The organism is Sporosarcina saromensis (assembly GCF_033253735.1).
GTDB classification, from domain to species: domain Bacteria; phylum Bacillota; class Bacilli; order Bacillales_A; family Planococcaceae; genus Sporosarcina; species Sporosarcina saromensis.
This window is the reverse complement of record NZ_JAUBDI010000020.1, coordinates 46,000-66,767: the sequence shown is the minus strand read 5'-3', so window position 1 is coordinate 66,767 and position 20,768 is coordinate 46,000. Positions and strand designations below refer to the sequence as shown.

Annotated in this window: 21 protein-coding genes and 2 rRNA genes; 22 read left to right on the top strand and 1 reads right to left on the bottom strand. The window is 42.3% G+C overall.

The window, feature by feature from the left end:
* The 19 genes from QT711_RS16150 to rsmI form a co-directional block, all read left to right on the top strand.
* Positions 1–98: ribosomal RNA gene (locus QT711_RS16150) — 23S ribosomal RNA — on the top strand; the annotation flags it as partial.
* 84 nt (positions 99–182) lie between these two features.
* Positions 183–298 (top strand): 5S ribosomal RNA (gene rrf, locus QT711_RS16145).
* A gap of 1,141 nt (positions 299–1,439) precedes the next feature.
* Positions 1,440–1,787, top strand: coding sequence for a hypothetical protein (locus tag QT711_RS16140; protein ID WP_317945961.1), 348 nt, complete (start codon positions 1,440–1,442; stop codon positions 1,785–1,787).
* 13 nt (positions 1,788–1,800) lie between these two features.
* Positions 1,801–3,006 (top strand): sensor histidine kinase, encoded by a 1,206-nt coding sequence (locus tag QT711_RS16135; protein ID WP_317945959.1) that lies wholly within the window; start codon positions 1,801–1,803, stop codon positions 3,004–3,006.
* A complete protein-coding gene (locus QT711_RS16130) occupies positions 3,003–3,659 on the top strand; it encodes a response regulator transcription factor (protein ID WP_317945957.1) in 657 nt (218 codons plus the stop codon). Before QT711_RS16135 ends, QT711_RS16130 begins: the two co-directional genes overlap by 4 nt.
* An 89-nt stretch (positions 3,660–3,748) precedes the next feature.
* A complete protein-coding gene (locus QT711_RS16125; RefSeq protein ID WP_317945955.1) occupies positions 3,749–4,273 on the top strand; it encodes a hypothetical protein in 525 nt (174 codons plus the stop codon).
* Positions 4,274–4,968: 695 nt separating this feature from the next.
* Positions 4,969–5,901, top strand: a complete 933-nt coding sequence (locus QT711_RS16120) for an ABC transporter ATP-binding protein (protein ID WP_317945953.1) — start codon at positions 4,969–4,971, stop codon at positions 5,899–5,901.
* Between the two features lie 12 nt (positions 5,902–5,913).
* Positions 5,914–7,113 carry an ABC transporter permease gene (locus QT711_RS16115; protein ID WP_317945951.1) on the top strand — a complete coding sequence of 400 codons (1,200 nt, stop codon included), beginning with the start codon at positions 5,914–5,916 and terminating at the stop codon, positions 7,111–7,113.
* Between the two features lie 12 nt (positions 7,114–7,125).
* Entirely contained in the window at positions 7,126–8,271 is a 1,146-nt protein-coding gene (locus tag QT711_RS16110) for an ABC transporter permease (protein ID WP_317945949.1), read from the top strand.
* 170 nt (positions 8,272–8,441) lie between these two features.
* Entirely contained in the window at positions 8,442–9,884 is a 1,443-nt protein-coding gene (locus tag QT711_RS16105) for an aminotransferase class I/II-fold pyridoxal phosphate-dependent enzyme (RefSeq protein WP_317945947.1), read from the top strand.
* Positions 9,881–10,525 (top strand): dTMP kinase, encoded by a 645-nt coding sequence (tmk, locus tag QT711_RS16100; protein ID WP_317945945.1) that lies wholly within the window; start codon positions 9,881–9,883, stop codon positions 10,523–10,525. Before QT711_RS16105 ends, tmk begins: the two co-directional genes overlap by 4 nt.
* A gap of 164 nt (positions 10,526–10,689) precedes the next feature.
* Complete coding sequence (locus QT711_RS16095; protein WP_317945943.1) at positions 10,690–11,019, top strand: cyclic-di-AMP receptor; 330 nt, start codon at positions 10,690–10,692, stop codon at positions 11,017–11,019.
* A 20-nt stretch (positions 11,020–11,039) separates the two neighbouring features.
* Positions 11,040–11,480: a YaaR family protein gene (locus tag QT711_RS16090; RefSeq protein ID WP_317945941.1), complete on the top strand. Its 441-nt coding sequence runs from the start codon at positions 11,040–11,042 to the stop codon at positions 11,478–11,480.
* Between the two features lie 28 nt (positions 11,481–11,508).
* Positions 11,509–12,504, top strand: coding sequence for a DNA polymerase III subunit delta' (gene holB / locus QT711_RS16085; protein WP_317945939.1), 996 nt, complete (start codon positions 11,509–11,511; stop codon positions 12,502–12,504).
* Positions 12,497–13,324 (top strand): PSP1 domain-containing protein, encoded by an 828-nt coding sequence (locus tag QT711_RS16080; protein WP_317945937.1) that lies wholly within the window; start codon positions 12,497–12,499, stop codon positions 13,322–13,324. Before holB ends, QT711_RS16080 begins: the two co-directional genes overlap by 8 nt.
* A 13-nt stretch (positions 13,325–13,337) precedes the next feature.
* Positions 13,338–13,697 (top strand): DNA replication initiation control protein YabA, encoded by a 360-nt coding sequence (gene yabA / locus QT711_RS16075; RefSeq protein WP_317945936.1) that lies wholly within the window; start codon positions 13,338–13,340, stop codon positions 13,695–13,697.
* 60 nt (positions 13,698–13,757) lie between these two features.
* A complete protein-coding gene (locus QT711_RS16070; RefSeq protein ID WP_317945934.1) occupies positions 13,758–14,507 on the top strand; it encodes a tRNA1(Val) (adenine(37)-N6)-methyltransferase in 750 nt (249 codons plus the stop codon).
* Complete coding sequence (locus tag QT711_RS16065) at positions 14,491–14,796, top strand: GIY-YIG nuclease family protein (protein WP_317945932.1); 306 nt, start codon at positions 14,491–14,493, stop codon at positions 14,794–14,796. Before QT711_RS16070 ends, QT711_RS16065 begins: the two co-directional genes overlap by 17 nt.
* Entirely contained in the window at positions 14,759–15,640 is an 882-nt protein-coding gene (gene rsmI / locus QT711_RS16060) for a 16S rRNA (cytidine(1402)-2'-O)-methyltransferase (RefSeq protein ID WP_317945930.1), read from the top strand. The genes QT711_RS16065 and rsmI overlap by 38 nt, the downstream gene beginning before the upstream one ends.
* A gap of 56 nt (positions 15,641–15,696) precedes the next feature.
* Here rsmI and QT711_RS16055 read toward each other — a convergent pair whose 3' ends face one another.
* Positions 15,697–15,972, bottom strand: a complete 276-nt coding sequence (locus QT711_RS16055; protein ID WP_317945928.1) for an AbrB/MazE/SpoVT family DNA-binding domain-containing protein — start codon at positions 15,970–15,972, stop codon at positions 15,697–15,699.
* Positions 15,973–16,355: 383 nt separating this feature from the next.
* On the opposite strand from QT711_RS16055, the gene metG reads away from it, so the two are divergent.
* The 3 genes from metG (at position 16,356) to QT711_RS16040 (ending at position 20,620) form a co-directional block, all read left to right on the top strand.
* A complete protein-coding gene (metG, locus tag QT711_RS16050) occupies positions 16,356–18,326 on the top strand; it encodes a methionine--tRNA ligase (RefSeq protein WP_317945926.1) in 1,971 nt (656 codons plus the stop codon).
* 120 nt (positions 18,327–18,446) lie between these two features.
* Positions 18,447–19,217, top strand: a complete 771-nt coding sequence (locus tag QT711_RS16045; RefSeq protein ID WP_317945924.1) for a TatD family hydrolase — start codon at positions 18,447–18,449, stop codon at positions 19,215–19,217.
* Between the two features lie 176 nt (positions 19,218–19,393).
* Positions 19,394–20,620: a ubiquitin-like domain-containing protein gene (locus tag QT711_RS16040; RefSeq protein ID WP_317945922.1), complete on the top strand. Its 1,227-nt coding sequence runs from the start codon at positions 19,394–19,396 to the stop codon at positions 20,618–20,620.
* The last annotated feature ends 148 nt before the right edge of the window (positions 20,621–20,768 follow it).

The following is a 20,768-nucleotide window of genomic DNA, read 5'->3' as shown; positions in this document are numbered from 1 at the left end:
AGTAAGATCCCTCAAAGATGATGAGGTAGATAGGTCCGGGGTGGAAGCGTGGCGACACGTGCAGCTGACGGATACTAATCGATCGAGGACTTATCCTTTATGTTAATTTAGTATGGTTGAACTGATGTTCAGCGACAATGTTGGTTTTATTCAGTTTTGAACGAACAAGTATCGTTCAATTGTCTGGTGACGATGGCGAAGAGGTCACACCCGTTCCCATACCGAACACGGAAGTTAAGCTCTTCAGCGCCGATGGTAGTAGGGGGCTTCCCCCTGTGAGAGTAGGACGGCGCCGGGCAAAGGCCATCCCCTGTGGGGGGTGGTTTTTTTTTGTGTTTTCAGGAGATTTTAGAATGAATATGTGATGGTCAAGAGAGTAGTATGCCGTAACAGTTAGAAGATATTAAGTAGCATTTCATGTCAATATGCGGTGATTGCTTGTTCCGCGGAGGGCTTTCCATCGTTGGCATGCTTGTCGCGCTAGATGCACTTGACAAACTAAGGGGTAATTTTAGGTGAGGCTGTTTTTAATGAGGATATTCGAGTTCTTGGTAGTTATGCGGCGATTGGGGAGAATATGCCGCGAATGAAGCGTTTATGAGCCGGTTACAGGGAGTATGCGCCGTTTTGGAGAAGTATGCTGTGATTGAGAAATTTATGCGGCGTTTGGCCGAAGTATGCGTTGTTAAGAGTACATATCTTATTCTCTTTACGACAATTGGCTAGCGATCTACAGTTTCCCTCCACAAGCACCCCGTTAAAGTGTCAAAACGCATTTGGCACTGTATTATTTATTCTACAAAAAAGCTAATCATGACTATTCATATAAGGGTAAATGAAACATCATTATTTTTACATTCCAATGTAGTTACTTATGCGGCGTTTGGGGAGAATATGCCGCGAATGAAGCGTTTATGAGCCGTTTACGGGGAGTATGCGCCATTTTAGAGAAGTATGCCTTGATTGAAGAGTTTATGCGGCGTTTTGATAAAGTATGTGTTTTTAAGAGTACATATCCTATTCTCTTTACGACAAGTGACTCCCGATCTACACGTTCCCTTCAAAACACCTCGTTAAAGTGTCAAAACCCATTTGGCGCGAATTAGAATCAAATAAATAAACTTAGCTCCCCACGATATTTAAATCAGTTAGAAGAAATTGATTCCCCACTCTTTAATTAACCTTTTACTACAACAAATAATGTTACTAATGCCGCATAACGAATCGAAAGCCAGCAAAAGTTGGTCAAGCGCCGCATAACGAAGCAAAACGCCGCAAAAATCGTCCAAACGCGGCATAACGTATCAAACCCCTCCCATAGCGAAGTAATAAATACTCTATTCTCTCAACCACAAGATGAAATTCCTTCCATCGCTTATTGCGTAAACCTTCTTAATCGTTCATCATTAGACGTAACGAATAAAAGAGGTGGGACAGTCTTGAAGAAAATCAAATTTGTAATCTTTGGTGCTATTGCGTATTGTATATTTTTATTCGTATACCATTATCAAGCACCTTTTTTGACTTCAAGTGAGGCGTTTATATTAGCTGTAGATTATTTGCAGAATCCTCCTGAGGAGTTTGGTGATCCTTTTCATTCGTTTGAAATTGAAGATTTTCAGTATGAACAGTACAGGGCACAGTTGATGCCAAAACGAGGTTTTGTTGCAGAAATGCTGAATCATAGGGAGTGGGCAGTGACGATTTATTATGAGGGAATGGAGCCGATAGTCGTGATGGATGCGGTTACGGGTGAATTGTTGAGAATTGAGGGTCCATTGAACTAAGGGGGGTAGCTTGTTGAGGAGCTTCTCGTTATTTGTCTTTTCGTTAATTCGTGTTGTTATGTTGGTAATCTTAAGTATTTATTTTTTCCAGATGATTGATTTGCCGGATGTAGGCCGGACAGTGTTTGTAGGGGCCGCTATTGCTCTGTTTGTTGTTAGCCATTTTATTCAAATGTCGGGGGCATCTCATGTTTTGCGGGTTAGTTGTGCTGGTGTTGATTTTCTGCTTATTGCCGGTTTTGGGTTTTTATTTCCACAGAGCGGTTATTTGTATTTGATCTTTTTTGGTGTGTTTTCGACGACGGTTTTCTTGATGTTTACGGATAAGCGTTTGCTGTGGACGTTTTCGATTTCATTTGTTGTTGTGTGGGCGTTAGTGAGTTGGAATGTGTATCGCGTTGTAGGGGTTTTTGAAGTGACGAGTAATATTGTGAATGCGATGTTTACTTTTTATGGTGCAGTTGTTGGTACGTTAATTCGAAACTTCCAAGCATCTAAAGAGACGATTGCTGAGCAATATGAACAATTGACGGAGACACATGTTGCACTGCAGGATGCGCATCGGCAGTTGCGGTCTTACGCAGAGCAGGTTGAACAGTTAACAGCGGCGCGTGAGCGGACTGAAATTGCCCGTGAAATCCATGATACGGTTGGGCATAAGATGACCGCTCTCATTGTGCAATTGCAGTTGGCGCAGGAAATGGTGAAGAGGGATGAGGAGAAGAGTATGGCTATACTTTCTGTCTGTGAACAGTTAACGCGCGAATCATTGCATGACATACGGATGTCGGTCAGAGCATTGAAGGAGGACTCCAAACAGCATTTTATTGAAAGTATAAACGAACTGCTTCAAGAGTTTGCGGCATTGACGAAGATGGAAACTCGATTGGATGTTGTTGGGGACGAGTGCGAGGTTCCGTCAAGGATACAACCAACCGTAAAGCGGATTATTCAAGAGGCTTTGACGAATGCAAAAAAGCATGGGAATGCAGAAGTGTGTGTTGTGAGTTTGCAGACTAGAGAAGAGGAACTACTCGTAAGCATCCAAGATAATGGGGTAGGTGTGCAAAATGTCGTGCCTAATTTTGGTTTAATTAATATGAAGGAGCGTGTGAGTGAGTTTGGTGGCTCATTTGAAGTGATGAGTAAGGATGGAGAGGGGTTTGTCATTACAATGACCATCCCGCTACGGGAGAAATCAGTGGGGGTGTTGAGATGATAAAGGTTTTGGTAGTAGATGATCAGCCGCTTGTACGAGAAGGACTGAGTACATTATTAAATTTACGTCCTGAAATTGAAGTTGTAGGGACAGCAGTAGACGGAGAGGATGCATGGCAGCAGTCGTTGGATCTGCTTCCTCAAATTGTGTTAATGGATATTCGGATGCCGGGAACCAATGGTGTTGAAGGGACGAGGATGATTAGAGAGAGTTTGAGTGATGTGAAAGTGTTAATCTTGACGACGTTCAATGATAGTGAATTTATTTTCGATGCGCTTGAAGAAGGGGCTAGCGGATATTTGTTGAAAGACATGCCGACGGATATGATTGTGCAAGCAATTTTGACTGCCCATCATGGAGGAGTTGTCTTGCCAAAGGATTTTACGATGCAAGTGTTGAAGGATATAAGATTGAAAACAGCTACGGATTATGTGAAGCCGTTGCCTGTTGGGATAGAGGAATTGACGGAGCGTGAAAGGGAGGTGCTCAAGCACTTGGGGCACGGCCTGAACAATAAAGAAGTGGCGGATTTGTTGTTTATTACTGAAGGAACGGTGAAGAACCATGTGTCGAATGTTATTCAAAAATTAGGTTTACGCGACCGCACACAGGCAGCGATCTACGCAGTACGATATGGGATTACGGTTTTCTAGTATCGACACTCATAACCTTAGCCATGTGTTCTCTATTAGAGTAAAAATGCTTCAGATAAAAAGTAATAATGTGGTCAGGGGGAAAATAGATGCAAGGAGAAATCGTCGCGAATGCTAATCAAATCTTAAAAGGTGTACAATATGATTTTGAATTAGCTTTTGACTGGGATAAAGCTTATTATGAACCGTATTACAAATATTTTTCGCATCCAGATATTGAAGTTAGAAAGTACTCGCTTCTTATTTTTGTAGGAGGCCTTGGTAATTGGCGTTTAGAATCAGGACATATCTTCAAATCAACTGAAGAAATGAATAAAATTAATCCGGATGAAAAACAGTATAAATACTGTTTTGAGGATTATATTCGTTCATTTCTTAAATACAAAGAGTCTATTAAACAGGAGTTTCCACTTTTATATAGTCGTATATTATGGTATCTACTCTGGTTAGATAATAGAAGACCATTCGACAGTATATTTACGTCAGTAGATAGCCAGTTGTTTGCTGAACTTAGATATACATTAACTGCATCAGGAGTGGATGCAAGCAAATTTCAAGAGAATTTTTTAGCTATCATTGAAGAAGTTGGACTTACTCATACCCGATTAAAATAATATATATTGTCAGGTCTGTTGATTAACCACTTATTTACATTCTTCGAACCCGTTGGCTTGCGTTCCGGCGCACACTTTTCGCGGGTCACGAGAATCCTTACTCCCAACGGTTTGCTTTTGCTCGCAAAAGCCGTTCTGCGTGACGACTTTCCCTACTGGGTCTCACCATTCGTGCTTTTCCCCCGCTGGAGTCTACGGCTACACTCCAGCCAACTAGTTTGTGACGACGACTTATTTGCCTCACGCTTTAGGAAACGCTCATCAGGATTGGAGCGGAAGGCGGCGAAATGCAAAGATGTGCTCTCAACGCTTCGCTTTTGTTCGCAAAAGTCGTTTTTCGTTACGACTTTTCCTGCGGGAACAGCGCGAGCTGAAGACCCTGGACTGAGCGAAGCGAGGGAAGCGGCTGAAGCCGTGCCCGCGGAACGCGTCCGCCTGGAGTGGAAATCCGGTGTTTATCGATGACATAAGGATTATTGTTTGGTCTTACACCCTATAAATTGGTTAATCAACACACCTGATATTTTGTTTGATATTTTGTGGAAAATAGCTTTTACCTTGTATGACTTCTAGCATAGGGTACCTCTACAAAACGGCACATGGGTGTCGTTTTTTTCATGCATACGAATCTATCGCTCGCTCGATGGAACGGAGAGGGATTTGACATAAGATAATTGTACAAGGAGGTATCGGATATGTTGACATTGGTGGATGTGAAGAAGAGTTTTGACGCGAGAGAAGTGGTGAAAGGGATATCGTTGCATGTGGAGCGAGGGGAGTCGTTTGGTTTGCTTGGTCCGAATGGAGCAGGTAAGTCGACGCTCATTTCCATGATTTGTGGACTTGTGCCGTATGAAGGAGGGGACATCCGGATAAATGGCAAACCGATGATTGGTCATGAGCGGAGTTGTAAGCAACTGATTGGTGTTGTGCCGCAAGAGATTGCGTTGTATCCGACTTTGTCTGCAATGGACAATTTAGAGTTTTGGGGGAAGATGTATGGTCTTTCGAGGAAGCAAGCAAAAGTACGGGCGAGGGAAGTATTGGAGCTGGTTGGACTGACTGACCGTGGAAAGGAAAGAATTGAGACGTTTTCGGGTGGGATGAAACGACGCATTAATATTGGCGCTGCGCTTATGCATCAACCAGCGCTACTTATTATGGATGAACCGACAGTTGGCATTGATCCGCAGTCTAGAAATCATATACTTGAGACGGTTAAACAATTGAATGCGCAAGGGATGACGGTCATTTACACGAGTCACTATATGGAAGAAGTTGAGTACCTTTGTAAGCGCATTGCGATCATTGACGATGGTCGTTTATTAGCAAGCGGGACGAAGAATGATCTTCGCAATCGATTGGCGGGTGGTTCAATCGTGAATTTAACAGTTGATGCAGTGAATCCATCTTTCATTCATCACCTACAATCAATGAACGGTGTAGAAAAAGTCATTGTACAAACAGCTGAAAATATCCAAATTCATATGCATTCGGAAATGGAATTGGTGTCAACTATCCTTCATCATGCAAACGCATGTAGTGTGAAAATTCGCCAGATGCAACTGGAAGAGGCGACTTTAGAAACGCTGTTTTTGCAACTGACCGGAAAGACATTGCGAGAATAGGAGGCAAGCATTGTGAGATCTATTTTGTTAATTGCACAGAAAGACTTGAAGATTCTTCTCAAAGATCGAAAAGCTTTGCTCATGCTATTACTCATGCCTATTCTATTGACGGCGATATTAGGCACTGCATTAAAAGGGATGATGGGGGAAGCAAGCATGCCTGAAACGATTGTTGGCGTCTATACGGTTGAATCAAATGCTTTGATGGACAACGTATTGAACTCTTTGCGTGATGAAAGCCTAGCAATTACAGCAAAGCAGGCGACTTCAAACCAACAGCTTGAGCAATGGATAGAGAAGAAAACTGTTCACGTTGGTGTTCATGTACCACAAGGCTGGGGAATGGAGGGGCAAGATGAGCGTGTAGTCGTTCGCGCAATTGCCGGACAGGAGCCAGCAGCGATGGTTATTCGACAGTTTTTTGAAACGCACGCACAAACGTCGAATACCGTTGCAACAGCTACTCGGAAAGTGATGGAGGAAGCGGCACTAACTCAAGCAGCAGGCAAAGAGGTTGATACGGGTATGTTGCAAGCGCGTATTGGGGAGTCGGTGCAACACGTTGTAAGCAAACAGCACGATTACGTACAAGAAAAGTCCGTAGGTGAGAAACCTGTTAGTGCTATGCAATATTATGCGGCTGCGATGGCGGCGATGTTTTTATTGTTTAATGCGATGCAGGGAGGAAAATCGTTTCATAAAGAACGTCAAATGGAGACGATGGCAAGATTGCTTATGACGCCGATTTCTGTAACTACGTTGTTAGCTGGAAAATTTCTTGGAACATTCCTCTTTGCATTGTTCCAATTTACTCTGTTCATGTTTGCAACTCGATTTCTTTTGCAAGTGGAGTGGGGGGCAAATCTTGAACAAACGGTTTTCATCGCCTGCTTCTATTGCTTCGCGGTTGCCGGCTTATCAATGATCGTGGCAAGTTTTACTTCAAGTGAAAAAACGGCTGATGTAGTAGGGAGCTTAGGCGTTCAAGTGATGGCTTTACTCGGAGGTTCCATGTTGCCTTTATCTTTATTTCCCGATGCATTACGTAAAATTGCCATGCTAACGCCAAATTCATGGGCTTTGACGAGTTTCACCTCGATCATGTCAGGAACGGAATGGTCGTCGTTATGGAGGTCTGCGGCAATATTGTTAGCGATTGGACTAGTGGCCGTTATTGTAAGTGGCGTGAAATGTAAACGACAGGTTCTGTAGGAGGGAAGATGAATGAAAAGTATTTGTGCAATTTGCTTGTTGGAATTAAAACGGACATTCAAAAAGAAATCTGCTTATGTACTGATGTTTGCTATGCCGTTGTTGTTCGCATATCTATTTGGGAGTCTTTTTGGAGCAAGTTCAACAGTAAATTTGCGTATCGCGTTTGTTGATGAAGACCAGACGATTGTATCGCAGCAAATTAGGAAGCGGCTGATGCTGGATGACATGATTTCGTATGAGCTTTTATCAGCGGAACAAGCAGAACAGCAATTAACAGAGCGTGAAATTGAAGGAGTGCTTACGCTTACGAATGGCGCTGCAACTAAAGTCATGAGTGGAGATCCTATCGTTGAATTTCACTACTTACCGGGAACAGCAATCGCTCCGATTATTTTACAACAGGTGCAACAAGCAGTGCTGGCTGTGGAAATAGAAGTTGTTGCTGCACAGACAGGCAGTTCCTATTTAGAAGAGGATTGGGTTGCATTGTATGAAAGAATGACGACGAATGTAGAACAAATTCCAGTTTGGACCGAACAAGCAACACGAGTCCCGTCAACAGGGATGACGAGTGTATCCTATAGCTCAGCAGGATTTGCGATTATGTTTGTCATGATGATGATGTTAACGATGACTGGTATTCTAATTGAAGCAAAACAGATGGGAATTTGGTCGAGGTTATTCACGTCGCCAGTCACCCGATTTCAAGTACTAGCAGGCTATTTCCTTTCATTTTTCTTTGTTGGTTGGCTCCAGTTCGGCGTGCTCATTGTGTTATCGTCGGTATTATTTGGGGTTACGTGGGGCAATCCAATCGGTTTGGCAGTGCTCGTGACAGGTTTGATCGTATGTATTGTCGGTTTAGGGATAGCGATTGCAAGTCTCGTACAGACCGCTGAACAACAAAATGCGATCGGCACATTAATTGTCATCTCAACTTGCATGCTTGGAGGCGTGTATTGGCCACTTAGTGTTGTACCCGAAGTGATGCAAAAAATTGCCTATTTTGTCCCGCAGTCATGGGCGATGAAGGGCTTTACGGCGTTAATTGCAGAAGGCGGTGCTTTACAAGACATTGCAATGCCGCTACTCATGTTGCTCGGTTTTGCGGCGATTTTTTTCACAATCGGACTAAGAAACATAAAATACGTGTGACACGAGGGCTACCTCATGTCGCATTTTTTATTGTTAGTAAGGCGAATGCAAACAGCATTTTTTTCTTCTCTCTATACTACCCACTAGTCCGAAAGAGGATATCCCCAAACACTTATCATCTTACGTTCCTTCCTCTATAATAGAAGTATGTAAAGGAAGTGGAACGATTCATGAGTCAACTAAACCGCCCGTTAGTAGAGGCGTTACAAGATTTTAAAGCGCAACAACCGCTTTCCTTCCACGTGCCGGGGCACAAGCATGGAATTCTTTCAACGCTACCGAGAGATATGCGAAGTGCGTTAGCGTATGACGTGACCGAATTGACGGGTTTGGATGACCTCCATGAAGCGGAAGGCGTTATCCAAGAAGCAGAGAAGTTGTTGTCTACACTATATCGGTCTACGCGGAGCTTTTTCCTCGTCAATGGTTCTACTGTAGGTAATTTGGCGATGCTGTATGCGACGTGTAGCTATGGTGATACGGTTATTGTCCAACGGAATGCACACAAATCGGTGTTTAATGCTATTGAATTGATTGGCGCAAAGCCCGTTCTCGTGACTCCCCCATGGGATGACCGTACATTGACGCCAGGTGTGCTTACATATGAACAAGTGAATGAAGCATTAAAGGAGTTTCCTCATGCGAAAGCGGTTGTCCTAACATATCCTACCTATTATGGTGTAGCTGGTAATGAACTAAAGGGAATCATTGAAAGTTGCCATGCACAGCAAGTTCCTGTTCTCGTCGATGAAGCACATGGTGCACATTTTATAGCAGGAGGGGCGTTTCCGCCTTCCGCTATTGAATTAGGCGCAGATATTGTCGTGCAATCTGCACATAAAACGTTGCCGGCGATGACTATGGGATCCTTTCTACATGTCCGTTCAGATTTTATTGATGAAAAAAACATTGCCCATTATTTGCGGATGCTGCAATCGAGCAGTCCATCTTATTTAGTGCTGGCCTCTCTTGACGATGCAAGAGCTTATATCGCTTCATTTACAAAAGAAGATCATTTAGAGTTCATGGCATTGCGCCAAACGTTCATAGATGAAGTAAAGAGACAGACCTCGTATGAAGTGGTAGAAACGGATGACCCGTTGAAATTGTTAGTGCGCTCAGGTGGGTACTCAGGGTTCCAACTGCAGCGTGCATTTGAAACGGTCGGTATGTATGTAGAGCTTGCAGATCCGTATCAAGTTCTCATCATTTTACCGCTCACGCTACAGGAAACGAAGTTCCCCCTGCAACGTTGGTTGAAAAAAATGCATGCGGCAGTACCGTTATTGGGTAAAGAACTACAAGTCACACTGCCGACAGCACTTCCAGCTTGGCCGACTGGCATTTCAACTTTAGACAAATCTCCCTCATCCATAAAAAAGATAGGGCATGAATGGATTCACATCGAGGAGGCATCAGGTCGTGTGGCGGCATCTTCCCTCATTCCGTATCCTCCTGGTATACCGTTATTGCTGACAGGTGAAAAAATAACGGCGAGTCATATGAATGCCTTATTGGAATTAGTAGAGATGGGAGCGAGGGTTCAAGGGGCTGATCGCTTGTCAGAAGGCAAAATTGCCGTAATGAAAATAGACTCGGAGGAAAAAAGATGAATAAAGGTACGTTTATTACATTTGAAGGTCCAGAAGGTGCAGGAAAAACGACTGTCATTGCAGAAATATATAAACGACTGGAAAGTGTCGGGGAAGCCGTTTTGTTAACACGTGAGCCGGGTGGGATACGTATTTCGGAAAAAATCCGTGCGATCATACTCGACAACGAGCATCAGGAGATGGATGGCAGAACAGAAGCACTTCTCTATGCGGCAGCCCGTCGACAACATCTCGTTGAAAAAGTCATGCCTGCGATTGAAGCAGGAAAAATTGTGCTTTGCGATCGGTTTGTGGACAGTTCGTTGGCCTATCAAGGGTATGCAAGAGGACTAGGAATGGATGAAGTGATGGCGATAAATGCGTTTGCCATCGAAGATACGATGCCTGATTTGACGATTTTCTTCGCTATTCACCCTGAAGAAGGTTTAAAAAGAATTGAGCGGAATGATGATCGAGAGCAAAATCGATTAGACAACGAAACTTTACAATTCCATCGTGATGTATATGCGGGGTATGAAGAAGTACAAAGGCGATTCCCAGATCGGATTGTGCAAATAGACGCTAGCGCACCATTATCTGAAGTAACTGAAAATGTTTGGAAAATTATAAGTTCTCAACTCATTTCTAGCGGCAATTCGTGATATAATGAAGTAAGCAGCCTGTGAATTTACTTGTGGATGCATGTGATGTACGACCACATCATACGTCTCTTACACAGGTGAATAATGGCTGGAAATGCGTAATTTGTTACAAATAAAGCAAGAGACTCATACACTACTAAAGAAAAGCTAAAGGAGAGGGTACCGTGAAATTGATTGTAGCAGTTGTCCAAGACCAAGACAGCAACCGGTTATCAGCAGCGTTAACCAAAAATGATTTTCGAGCTACGAAATTAGCCAGTACTGGAGGGTTTCTACGTTCGGGAAATACGACATTTCTTATTGGAACGGATGACAGCCTCGTTCCGAAAGCTTTGGACTTAATTCGTGAAAATTGTCGTTCCCGTGATCAGATGGTCGCTCCTGTATCGCCGATGGGTGGTAATGCGGATTCCTATATTCCTTACCCAGTAGAAGTGGAAGTCGGCGGCGCTACGGTATTTGTCCTGCCAATTGAACAATTTCATCATTTTTGATGGAATAAGGTGGTAATAGCATGAAAGTAAATGGTGACTATCGCGCCGGACTGGATAAGATGCGCAATGATCCTTTGCGCTCGCCTCAAAGTACAAACCGGTTCGGCCAAATGGTCCTTAAACAAGAAGAACGCTTACATGGTGAGCAGATTACACGACTGTTAGGCGATATTTCTTCAGCGGGAGATCGGTTGGCACGTTCGCGTAACTTACGGGACATGGCGAAGTTTAAAATGCTTGTTCGTCGTTTTTTACAAGAAACTGTGGAATCAGGATTAGGATTAAAACAATCCCATACGTGGAATCAATACGGCGAAGGAAGACGTCTAAAAATCGTCCGTACAATTGATGAAAAGCTGATTGAACTAGCAGAGGCTTTGTTGGATGAAGAACGAAGCTCTGTCGACTTGTTAGGGAAAATAGGAGAAATCAAAGGACTTCTCGTTAATCTATACATGTAATTGACGACTCGGTAGAAGGAGGTAAGGCATGGTAAGTTCTATTAAACAACGGCAAAAGGCGGTTATTGACCGTTTGGAATCGACGTTTCTTCATAAACGGATTGGCCATGCTTACCTTTTTGATGGGGAAAAAGGGACGGGCAAAGAGGAAGCAGCCATCCATTTCGGGAAACTGCTCCTGTGTGAACGCCCCCAAAACGCTGTTCCATGTGAAACATGCAATGCATGTAAACGGGTCCAAGCGCGAATTCATCCCAATGTCACAATAATTGAACCAGATGGACAAGATATTAAAAAAGAGCAAATGTCTTCGTTAATTATGAAAATGACGAAGAAAGGCTACGAACCTGGACGTAAAATCTACATTATTGCACGGGCTGACCGGATGAATGCCGCAGCAGCCAACACATTACTAAAATTCCTCGAAGAACCAGAAGGCGATGTGACGGCAATATTACTGACAGAAGCCTATCATTCTATTTTACCGACTATCCAATCACGTTGTCAGCGCATTCCATTTCTTCCGCCAAATCGAGAAGAAATGATGGCCAAACTGGTAGAAACCGGCATCACTCCTTCTATGGCAGCGACCGTGACGATGTTGACGGCTGATAGTGAAAAAGCGAAAGAACTCGCAGAGAATGATCAGTTTGCACTCTTGCGAAAGACAGTGTTAAAATTGATGGAAGCAGCAGATCGCCATGTGAATGAAGCACTTTTATTCATCCAATCCGACTGGTTGCCGGTCATGAAAGAAAAAGAAGACATGGAGCTCGGGCTAGATTTGCTACTCTATGCCTACCGTGATATCGTGTCGTTAAAAGCAGGATTACAGGCAGAACTGACATTTCCTGATCACCAACAACACTTACGAACACTTTCTATGAAAATGACTTACAATCGACTATCGGAAAACATGGAATCCATTTTACAGGCGAAGAAGAAATTGTACGGTAATATGAACCGGACACTTTTAATGGAACAACTGGTGCTCAATTTGCAGGAGGGGTTAATGCTTGTTTAATGTTGTAGGAGTCCGCTTTAAAAAAGCGGGTAAAATATATTATTTCGACCCACTCGATTATTCACTCGCTATTGATGATTATGTAATCGTTGAAACAGCTCGAGGGATCGAATATGGTAAAGTTGCAAGCCATGTGAGGGAAGTGGATGAGAGCGATGTCGTCTTACCACTGAAAAAAATTATCCGAAAAGCGAATAAAGACGATCATGCTCAAGTGGAAGAGAATCGAGCGGATGCGGAGCTCGCTTTTTCTAAATGTGTTGAGAAAATAAAAGAACACGAGTTGGATATGAAGCTCGTAGATGTAGAGTACACGTTTGATCGGAATAAAATCGTCTTTTATTTCACTGCAGAAGGACGAGTCGATTTCCGGAACCTTGTGAAAGACCTTGCAGCTATATTCCGGACACGTATTGAATTACGTCAAATTGGTGTAAGGGATGAAGCAAAAATGCTAGGCGGTATTGGCCCTTGTGGTCGTATGCTATGCTGTTCAACATTTTTAGGAGATTTCGAACCCGTTTCCATTAAGATGGCAAAGGACCAAAATTTATCACTAAATCCATCCAAAATCTCTGGATTATGCGGGCGTCTCATGTGCTGTTTGAAATACGAAAATGACGAGTATGAAGAGGCTAAATCCCTCATGCCTGACATTGGCGAAAAAGTACAGACGCCTGAAGGTTTAGGGAAAGTTGTAGGGTTGAACTTATTGGAAAGGGTTCTACAAGTGAGTTTAACGGATCAGGAGCAAGTTTTGGAGTATTCTTGGGAAGAATTAGAGAGTCAGAAAAAATCGGTAGCTCAATTGACGAAATGATGGGGTGAACAGGTTGAAAGAAGGGAACTTTCTCGATAGAGTGATGGAATTTGAGCAACAGCTGGAAACAATGCACGACCAATTCCGCGAACTCATAGGATTTGTCGCGAAGATGACGGAAGAGAACCATTCACTTCAACTCGAAAACCATCATCTGCGTACGCGACTAGAGGAAATAACGGAAAAAGCTCAACTAGTTGACGAGCAATTGCCGCCTGAAAAACCGCGTAGGATGGATATTGGTGAAGGCGTGGACAATCTGGCGCGTATTTATAACGAAGGATACCATGTATGCAATGTCCATTATGGTAGTAGTCGTAAAGGAGAAGATTGCTTATTCTGCTTATCCTTCTTGAGTAAACAAAATGCTTGAGAAGAGCCGATCCTATATATTGTAGGCATCGGCTTTTTTTCTATTTAAAGGAGTACGAAGATGGAGATTGTATTAAAAGACGATGAAAGGCTTGATTATTTATTGGCGGAGAAGCTGCGAATTATTCAAAGTCCCTCCGTATTTTCATTTTCCTTGGATGCGGTTTTGCTTGCGAAATTTGCATACGTCCCGATAAGGTCAGGAAAAATTGTGGACTTGTGTGCTGGAAATGGCGCAATTACTTTGTTCTTAAGTGCACGTACAAACGCGGACATAATCGCGGTCGAATTACAAGAACGATTAGCGGATATGGCCAGTCGCAGTGTTGCGTATAATGAATTGGACAATCGTATTCAAATCGTGAATGATGACGTCATTGGCATAGCCAGCAAAATCGGTTATGAAAAATACGATACCGTCACGTGCAATCCTCCTTACTTCCCTGCAATTGAAGCAAGTGAGAAAAACGTGAAAGAACATGTTGCGATTGCAAGACATGAAATTCGACTAACACTTGAACAAGCTGTCCAATCAGCAAGTGAATTATTAAAGCAAGGAGGCAAAGCGGCATTCGTCCATCGTCCTGGAAGGCTTCTTGACCTTGTCACGCTCATGCGGGCCAACCGATTGGAACCGAAAAGAATCCGTTTTGTGTATCCGAAAGAAGGAAAAGAGGCAAATACGTTACTGATCGAGGGAATTAAGGACGGAAAGCCAGATTTAAAGATTTTACCTCCTTTGTATGTATACGGGCAAGACGGTGAATATACAGAAGAAGTGAGGCTTCTATTGTATGGACAAGAAGCTTGAGCATCTATTTTATGTGCTGGAATGCAACGATGGATCTTATTATGCAGGGTATACAAATGATTTAGAAAAACGCTTACGTATGCATAATGAAGGCAAAGGAGCCAAGTACACACGCGCTAAACGACCTGTTCGTTGCATTTACTTCGAGCACTATGCGACAAAGCGGGAAGCAATGCAAATGGAATACCATTTTAAACAGTTAACGCGTAAAGCAAAAGAGCAATACATTCTAAAGGAAAGGGGCATTGTCGATGAGAGCCCAGCAGAGTGCTATAGCGAATGGAGCTAAATTATACTTAGTCGGTACCCCGATTGGCAACTTAGAGGATATGACTTATCGTGCAATAAGAATCTTGGGCGAAGCAGATTTCATAGCGGCTGAAGACACAAGAAACACCATTAAACTGTGTAACCATTTTGATATTAAAACATCACTGATTAGTTATCATGAACACAATCTCCAAAAAGGTGGAGAGAAAATCTTGTCGTTATTGGCAGAAGGTAAAACAGTCGCTCTCGTTAGTGACGCAGGGATGCCTTGTATTTCAGATCCCGGTCTAGATATTTCGGTGAAAGCAATTGAGGCAGGATTTGATGTTGTTCCTGTACCCGGTGCGAATGCTGCTATCAGTGCATTAGTTGCCTCAGGTCTTCCGACACAGCCATTTTCTTTCTATGGGTTCCTCTCAAGACAAAAGAAAGAGCGGGCGGAACAATTAAAGATATTGAAGCAGAAAGAAGAAACATTATTGTTTTATGAAGCGCCCCATCGATTAAAAGAAACGATCCGTGCTTTTGAAGCAGCTTTTGGCCCTGAACGAAAGGTTGTTTTGGCGAGAGAATTAACAAAAAGATATGAAGAATTCCTTCGTGGTACATTAGCCGAGGCTGTTACTTGGGTGGAAACAAACGAAGTGAGGGGTGAGTTTTGCCTTGTCATTGAAGGGAATAGCAATGTAATAGAAGAAGCGCAGGATAGTTGGTGGAAAGATATTAGTATCCAATCCCATGTGGAATTAATAATGGAAAAGGAAGACATTTCGTCCAAAGAAGCAATCCGTTTAGTAGCGTTAGAACGAGAAATGGCAAAAAGAGATGTGTATCAAGCATACCATGTAAAATTAAAGGAATAAAAAAAATCCAGAACAATTATTTGTTCTGGATTTAAATTATTATTCGTTGAATAATATTAAAGAATCTTGTCTTCGATTTCTTTAATAAGTTGTTTTGCGCCTTCTGGGCTCAAAATCAACTTACCATCGATAAGACGTAAGTTATCATCGGATACTTCGCCTGTAATCGAACATGTCATGTTAGGCATGTACTTTTTGAGGATGATTTTATCATCATCAACATAAATTTCCAAAGCGTCTTTTTGTTCAATTCCTAGTGTGCGACGAAGCTCGATTGGAATGACCACACGACCTAATTCGTCGACTTTTCTTACGATACCTGTTGATTTCATGACAAGAATTCCCCCTAAACGATTTAATTTTCGTCAATTTTCGACATTATTCTCTTGTCTTCTTAACATCATACCAAGTCTTCCAATTAACGTCAATATTTCTAACTTAAAATTATGTCGAGAATAATAGATTTTTTATATAATGCAATTCTTTAGTTAGGAGTTGATAAAACTTTGGTAGTTGTCTAGGAGTTGTTTCATAAGGTATATTCATTGTTGTGAATAAAAATAAAGGAAGAGAAATACTTTGAATTCATACATTTGCATGCTATTCTTTATGTTGTAATCTTTTATTTTTTCATTATAAATTTTTGTCTACATAGCACTTTTGTTGAAATTTAGCTAAAATGGTTAGTATAGATTGAAACACTGGAGGTATTTTCGTGACGGAACAGCAAAAAACATTTTATATTACAACACCCATTTATTATCCAAGTGGGAAATTTCATATTGGTACTGCCTACACAACAGTAGCATCGGATGCGATGGCTCGTTACAAGCGTTTGCGTGGATATGATGTGCGTTTTCTGACGGGTATGGATGAGCATGGACAAAAAATTCAAGAGAAAGCCGAAGAAGAAGGGCTACCTCCTCAACAGTATGTCGATCGGATTGCAGATATTGCTGTAAGCCTATGGAAGACGATGGATATCTCTTATGACGATCTCATTCGAACGACAGAAGAGCGACACAAAGCAGCGGTCGAAAAAATCTTCAAAAAGTTTCTTGATAATGGAGATATTTACAAAGGGGAATACGAAGGGTGGAAATGTGTTCCTTGTGAGTCTTACTTTACGGAAGCGCAGCTTGAAGAGGGGAATTGCCCGGATTGCCATCGACCGGTACAACGGGTTGCTGAGGAATCGTATTTCTTTAATATGAAGAAATACGCAGACCGTCTGTTGCAGTATTATGAAGACAATCCTTCATTTATTGAACCGGAGTCACGTAAGAACGAAATGATCAATAACTTTATCAAGCCAGGCCTGGAGGACTTATCGGTTTCACGTATGTCGTTCGACTGGGGCATAAAGGTTCCTGGGGATCCGAAGCACGTCATTTACGTTTGGGTTGACGCGTTGACAAACTATATTACGGCCCTTGGGTACGGATCTGATCACGACGAGCTTTACCAAAAGTATTGGCCGGCAGATGTCCATGTTGTTGGAAAAGATATCGTTCGTTTCCATACAATTTACTGGCCGATTTTCTTAATGGCGCTTGACTTACCGCTACCTAAAAAAGTGTTCGCACATGGCTTTATAATGATGAAAGACGGGAAGATGTCCAAGTCCAAAGGAAATGTCGTATATCCTGAGATGCTTGTAGAACGCTACGGACTAGATGCGACGCGTTACTTCCTACTGCGTGAATTGCCGTTCGGTCAAGACGGTACATTTTCACCTGAGTCCTTTGTTGAACGGACAAATTACGATTTAGCGAATGATCTTGGTAACCTATTGAACCGAACGATTTCGATGATCAATAAATACTTTGATGGAGTAATTCCGACAAAAGGTTTGGAGCAAACGGAGTTCGACAGTACGTTACGAACGTTTACACAGCAAGCAATTGAAAAGTACGAAGAAGCGATGGAGAAAATGCAATTCAGTGTTGTCCTTTCTGAATTGTGGTCAATTATTTCCCGTACGAATAAATATATCGATGAAACATCCCCATGGGTGCTTGCAAAGGATGAAGCGGATAAAGGAAAATTAGCGTCCGTCATGGCACATTTAGCAACATCTCTTCAGCAAATCGCTGTACTGTTACAACCGTTTATGACAAAATCACCTGTTCAAATTATGGAGCAGTTAGGATTGGATGCGTCGTTGCTAACATGGGATACATTAAACAAGTTTGAGAGCATCCCTGAAGGAACAAAAGTTGTGGAAAAAGGGGTTCCGATTTTCCCACGACTAGATCCAGAAGTTGAAATCATTTACATTCGTGAACAAATGGCGATTACTGCACCGAAAGAAAAACAGGAAGACAAACCTGTAGAACAAACAAAAGAAGTAGAGCAAGTAGAAGAAATTACAATTGATGACTTTATGAAAGTCGATTTACGAGTCGCTACGGTAACAGCATGTGATCACATTCCTAAGGCGGACAAGTTGTTGAAACTCCAAGTGGATTTAGGATATGAACAACGACAAGTCGTTTCAGGAATTGCTGAACATTACGAACCTGAAGCATTAGTTGGGCAAAAAGTAATTGTCGTCGCGAACTTGAAACCTGTGAAATTACGTGGAGAACTTTCACAAGGAATGATCCTAGCAGGCTCGTCAAACGGTGTCTTAAAGTTAGCAACGGTTGATCAGTCACTGGAAAATGGTGCGAAAGTGAAGTAAAAAGAGGAGACGGCGTTTCATATGAGGCGTCGTCTTTAATTTTTAATCATTCAGACATATTTTTGTAACAAAAGTAACAAACGACTGAAATACAATGAATGCTATGAGGAGAGAATTGGAATGTTGATTGATACACACGTTCATTTAAACGCAGACCAATACGAAGAAGACGTTAAAGAAGTGATTGAGCGGGCAGTTGAAGCAGGGGTCCATAAAATGGTTGTTGTCGGCTTTGATCGACCTACTATTGAAAAGGCGATGGTGTTAGCTGAACAGTACCCATTCATTTATGCTGTTATCGGCTGGCATCCCGTCGATGCGATAGATTGTACAGATGAAGACTTGCAATGGATAGAAGAGCTATCAGCACACCCTAAAGTTGTAGGGATTGGTGAGACTGGACTCGACTACTATTGGGACAAGTCACCAAAAGATGTTCAGCAAGCGTTGTTCAGAAAGCAAATTCGACTCGCTCAAAAAGTGAACTTACCCGTTATCATTCACAATCGGGATGCGACCGCTGATGTTGTGCGAATCTTGAAGGAAGAAGAAGCGCATTTGACAGGTGGCATTATGCATTGTTATGGAGGAAGCGTAGAAACAGCTAAGGAATGCATTGAGATGAATTTTTTGATTTCTTTAGGCGGCCCTGTTACGTTTAAAAATGCAAAAATGCCAAAACAAGTGGCTACTGAAATTTCGCTTGATCATTTATTAATCGAAACGGACGCTCCATACTTGGCTCCCCACCCACATCGTGGAAAAAGGAATGAGCCAGCTCTCGTTACGTTAGTGGCGGAAGAGATTGCAAGACTAAAGGAAATTTCTATAGAAGAAGTTGTAAAATGTACGACAGAAAATGCGTTGAAAATATTTCGGATTTCTAAGTGATTGATAAAGCTGTAACCAACTGTATGAGCGGTTTTGCTTGTTGACAGGTGTTCCTTACATATGTGAAATGGTACCGGTTTTTACGGAAAGTATATTGTTCGGTGAAAATTCTAATCTATTGACACGTCGAAAAGGAAGCTTTATAATCAGCCGAGTGATGAAGGAGGAGTTTTTTCATGATAAAAAGCACCATGGAAAATCTGTTCTATAGGTCATTGAGGAGTAAACAAATAGCGATAACAGCCATTGCATTCGCATTATTTGTTTCAGTCATTTCACTCGTCCTTTACGAGGGCACAAAGAAGTCGGTCACTTTGGAAGTGAACGATGAGAAAACCGAATTAAAAACATCTGCACATACAGTTGGGCAGCTTCTATCCGATCAGGAAATTGAAGTAGCTGACCACGATTTAGTTTCACCCTCAGTGAATACACCAATCGAAGAAGGTTTATCGATCAGGTGGGAACAGGCAAAACAAGTAGAGATACAAATCGATCAAGAGACGAAAAAGGTTTGGACAACGGAATCGAAAGTTAGCGATATATTAGCTGTCGCCGACATTACACTTGAAGAAAACGATGAAGTACAACCAAGTCTACAAGCTAATCTTGACGATGATCAAACCATTTCCATTCAAAAAGCTTTTCAAGTGACGCTTGTCGATGGCGGAAGTGAAAAGAAGATATGGTCAACTTCGACTACGGTCGCTGACTTTTTAAAGAGAGAGAACATTCAACTGAATGAACACGATAAACTGAAACAGGAGGCAGACGGCATCGTTACGCCTGGATCGGTCATTGAAATCGTGCGGGTAGAAAAGGTCACCGATGTAGTGGAAGAACCAACAAACTTTGCGGTTGTAACACAAAGTGATGCCAAACTATTAAAAGGACGCGAGAAAGTCGTCCAAGAAGGTAAGAAAGGCTCCGTACAACGCAAGTTTGAAGTGATTAAAGAAAATGGTAAAGAAGTTTCTCGTACATTGTTAAGTGAGAAAGTACTTGAGGAGCCACAGAAAAAGATTGTGTCAGTTGGTTCAAAAGTGATGGTTGCCCAAGCTTCGAACAAAAAGCCGGTAACGGTTTCACGGGGTGATTCAGCACCTTCAGGTGGTAAAGAATTTTATGTAACTGCTACAGCCTATACAGCATATTGCAATGGATGTACCGGTAAAACGGCAACAGGCATTAATTTACGTGAGAATCCGAACCTGAAAGTCATTGCTGTCGATCCAAGTGTTATTCCACTTGGCTCAAAAGTTTGGGTTGAAGGGTACGGCTATGCAATTGCAGGTGATACTGGCGGTGCGATTAAAGGGAAGAGAATTGATCTTCACGTACCAACAAAGTCTGCAGCCTATAATTTTGGACGCCGACAAGTGAAAGTGAAAATTATCGACTAACTTGACTATACTGTCTACCGTATTTACCGTGGGGCTTCATCGGTCCTACGGTTTTTTTCTATGTATGCGTACTACGAGTTCGCCTTCTGTACAAGTACCGCTGCAACACGTACTATTACTATAGACCGTATGAGATGAAAAGAGGATA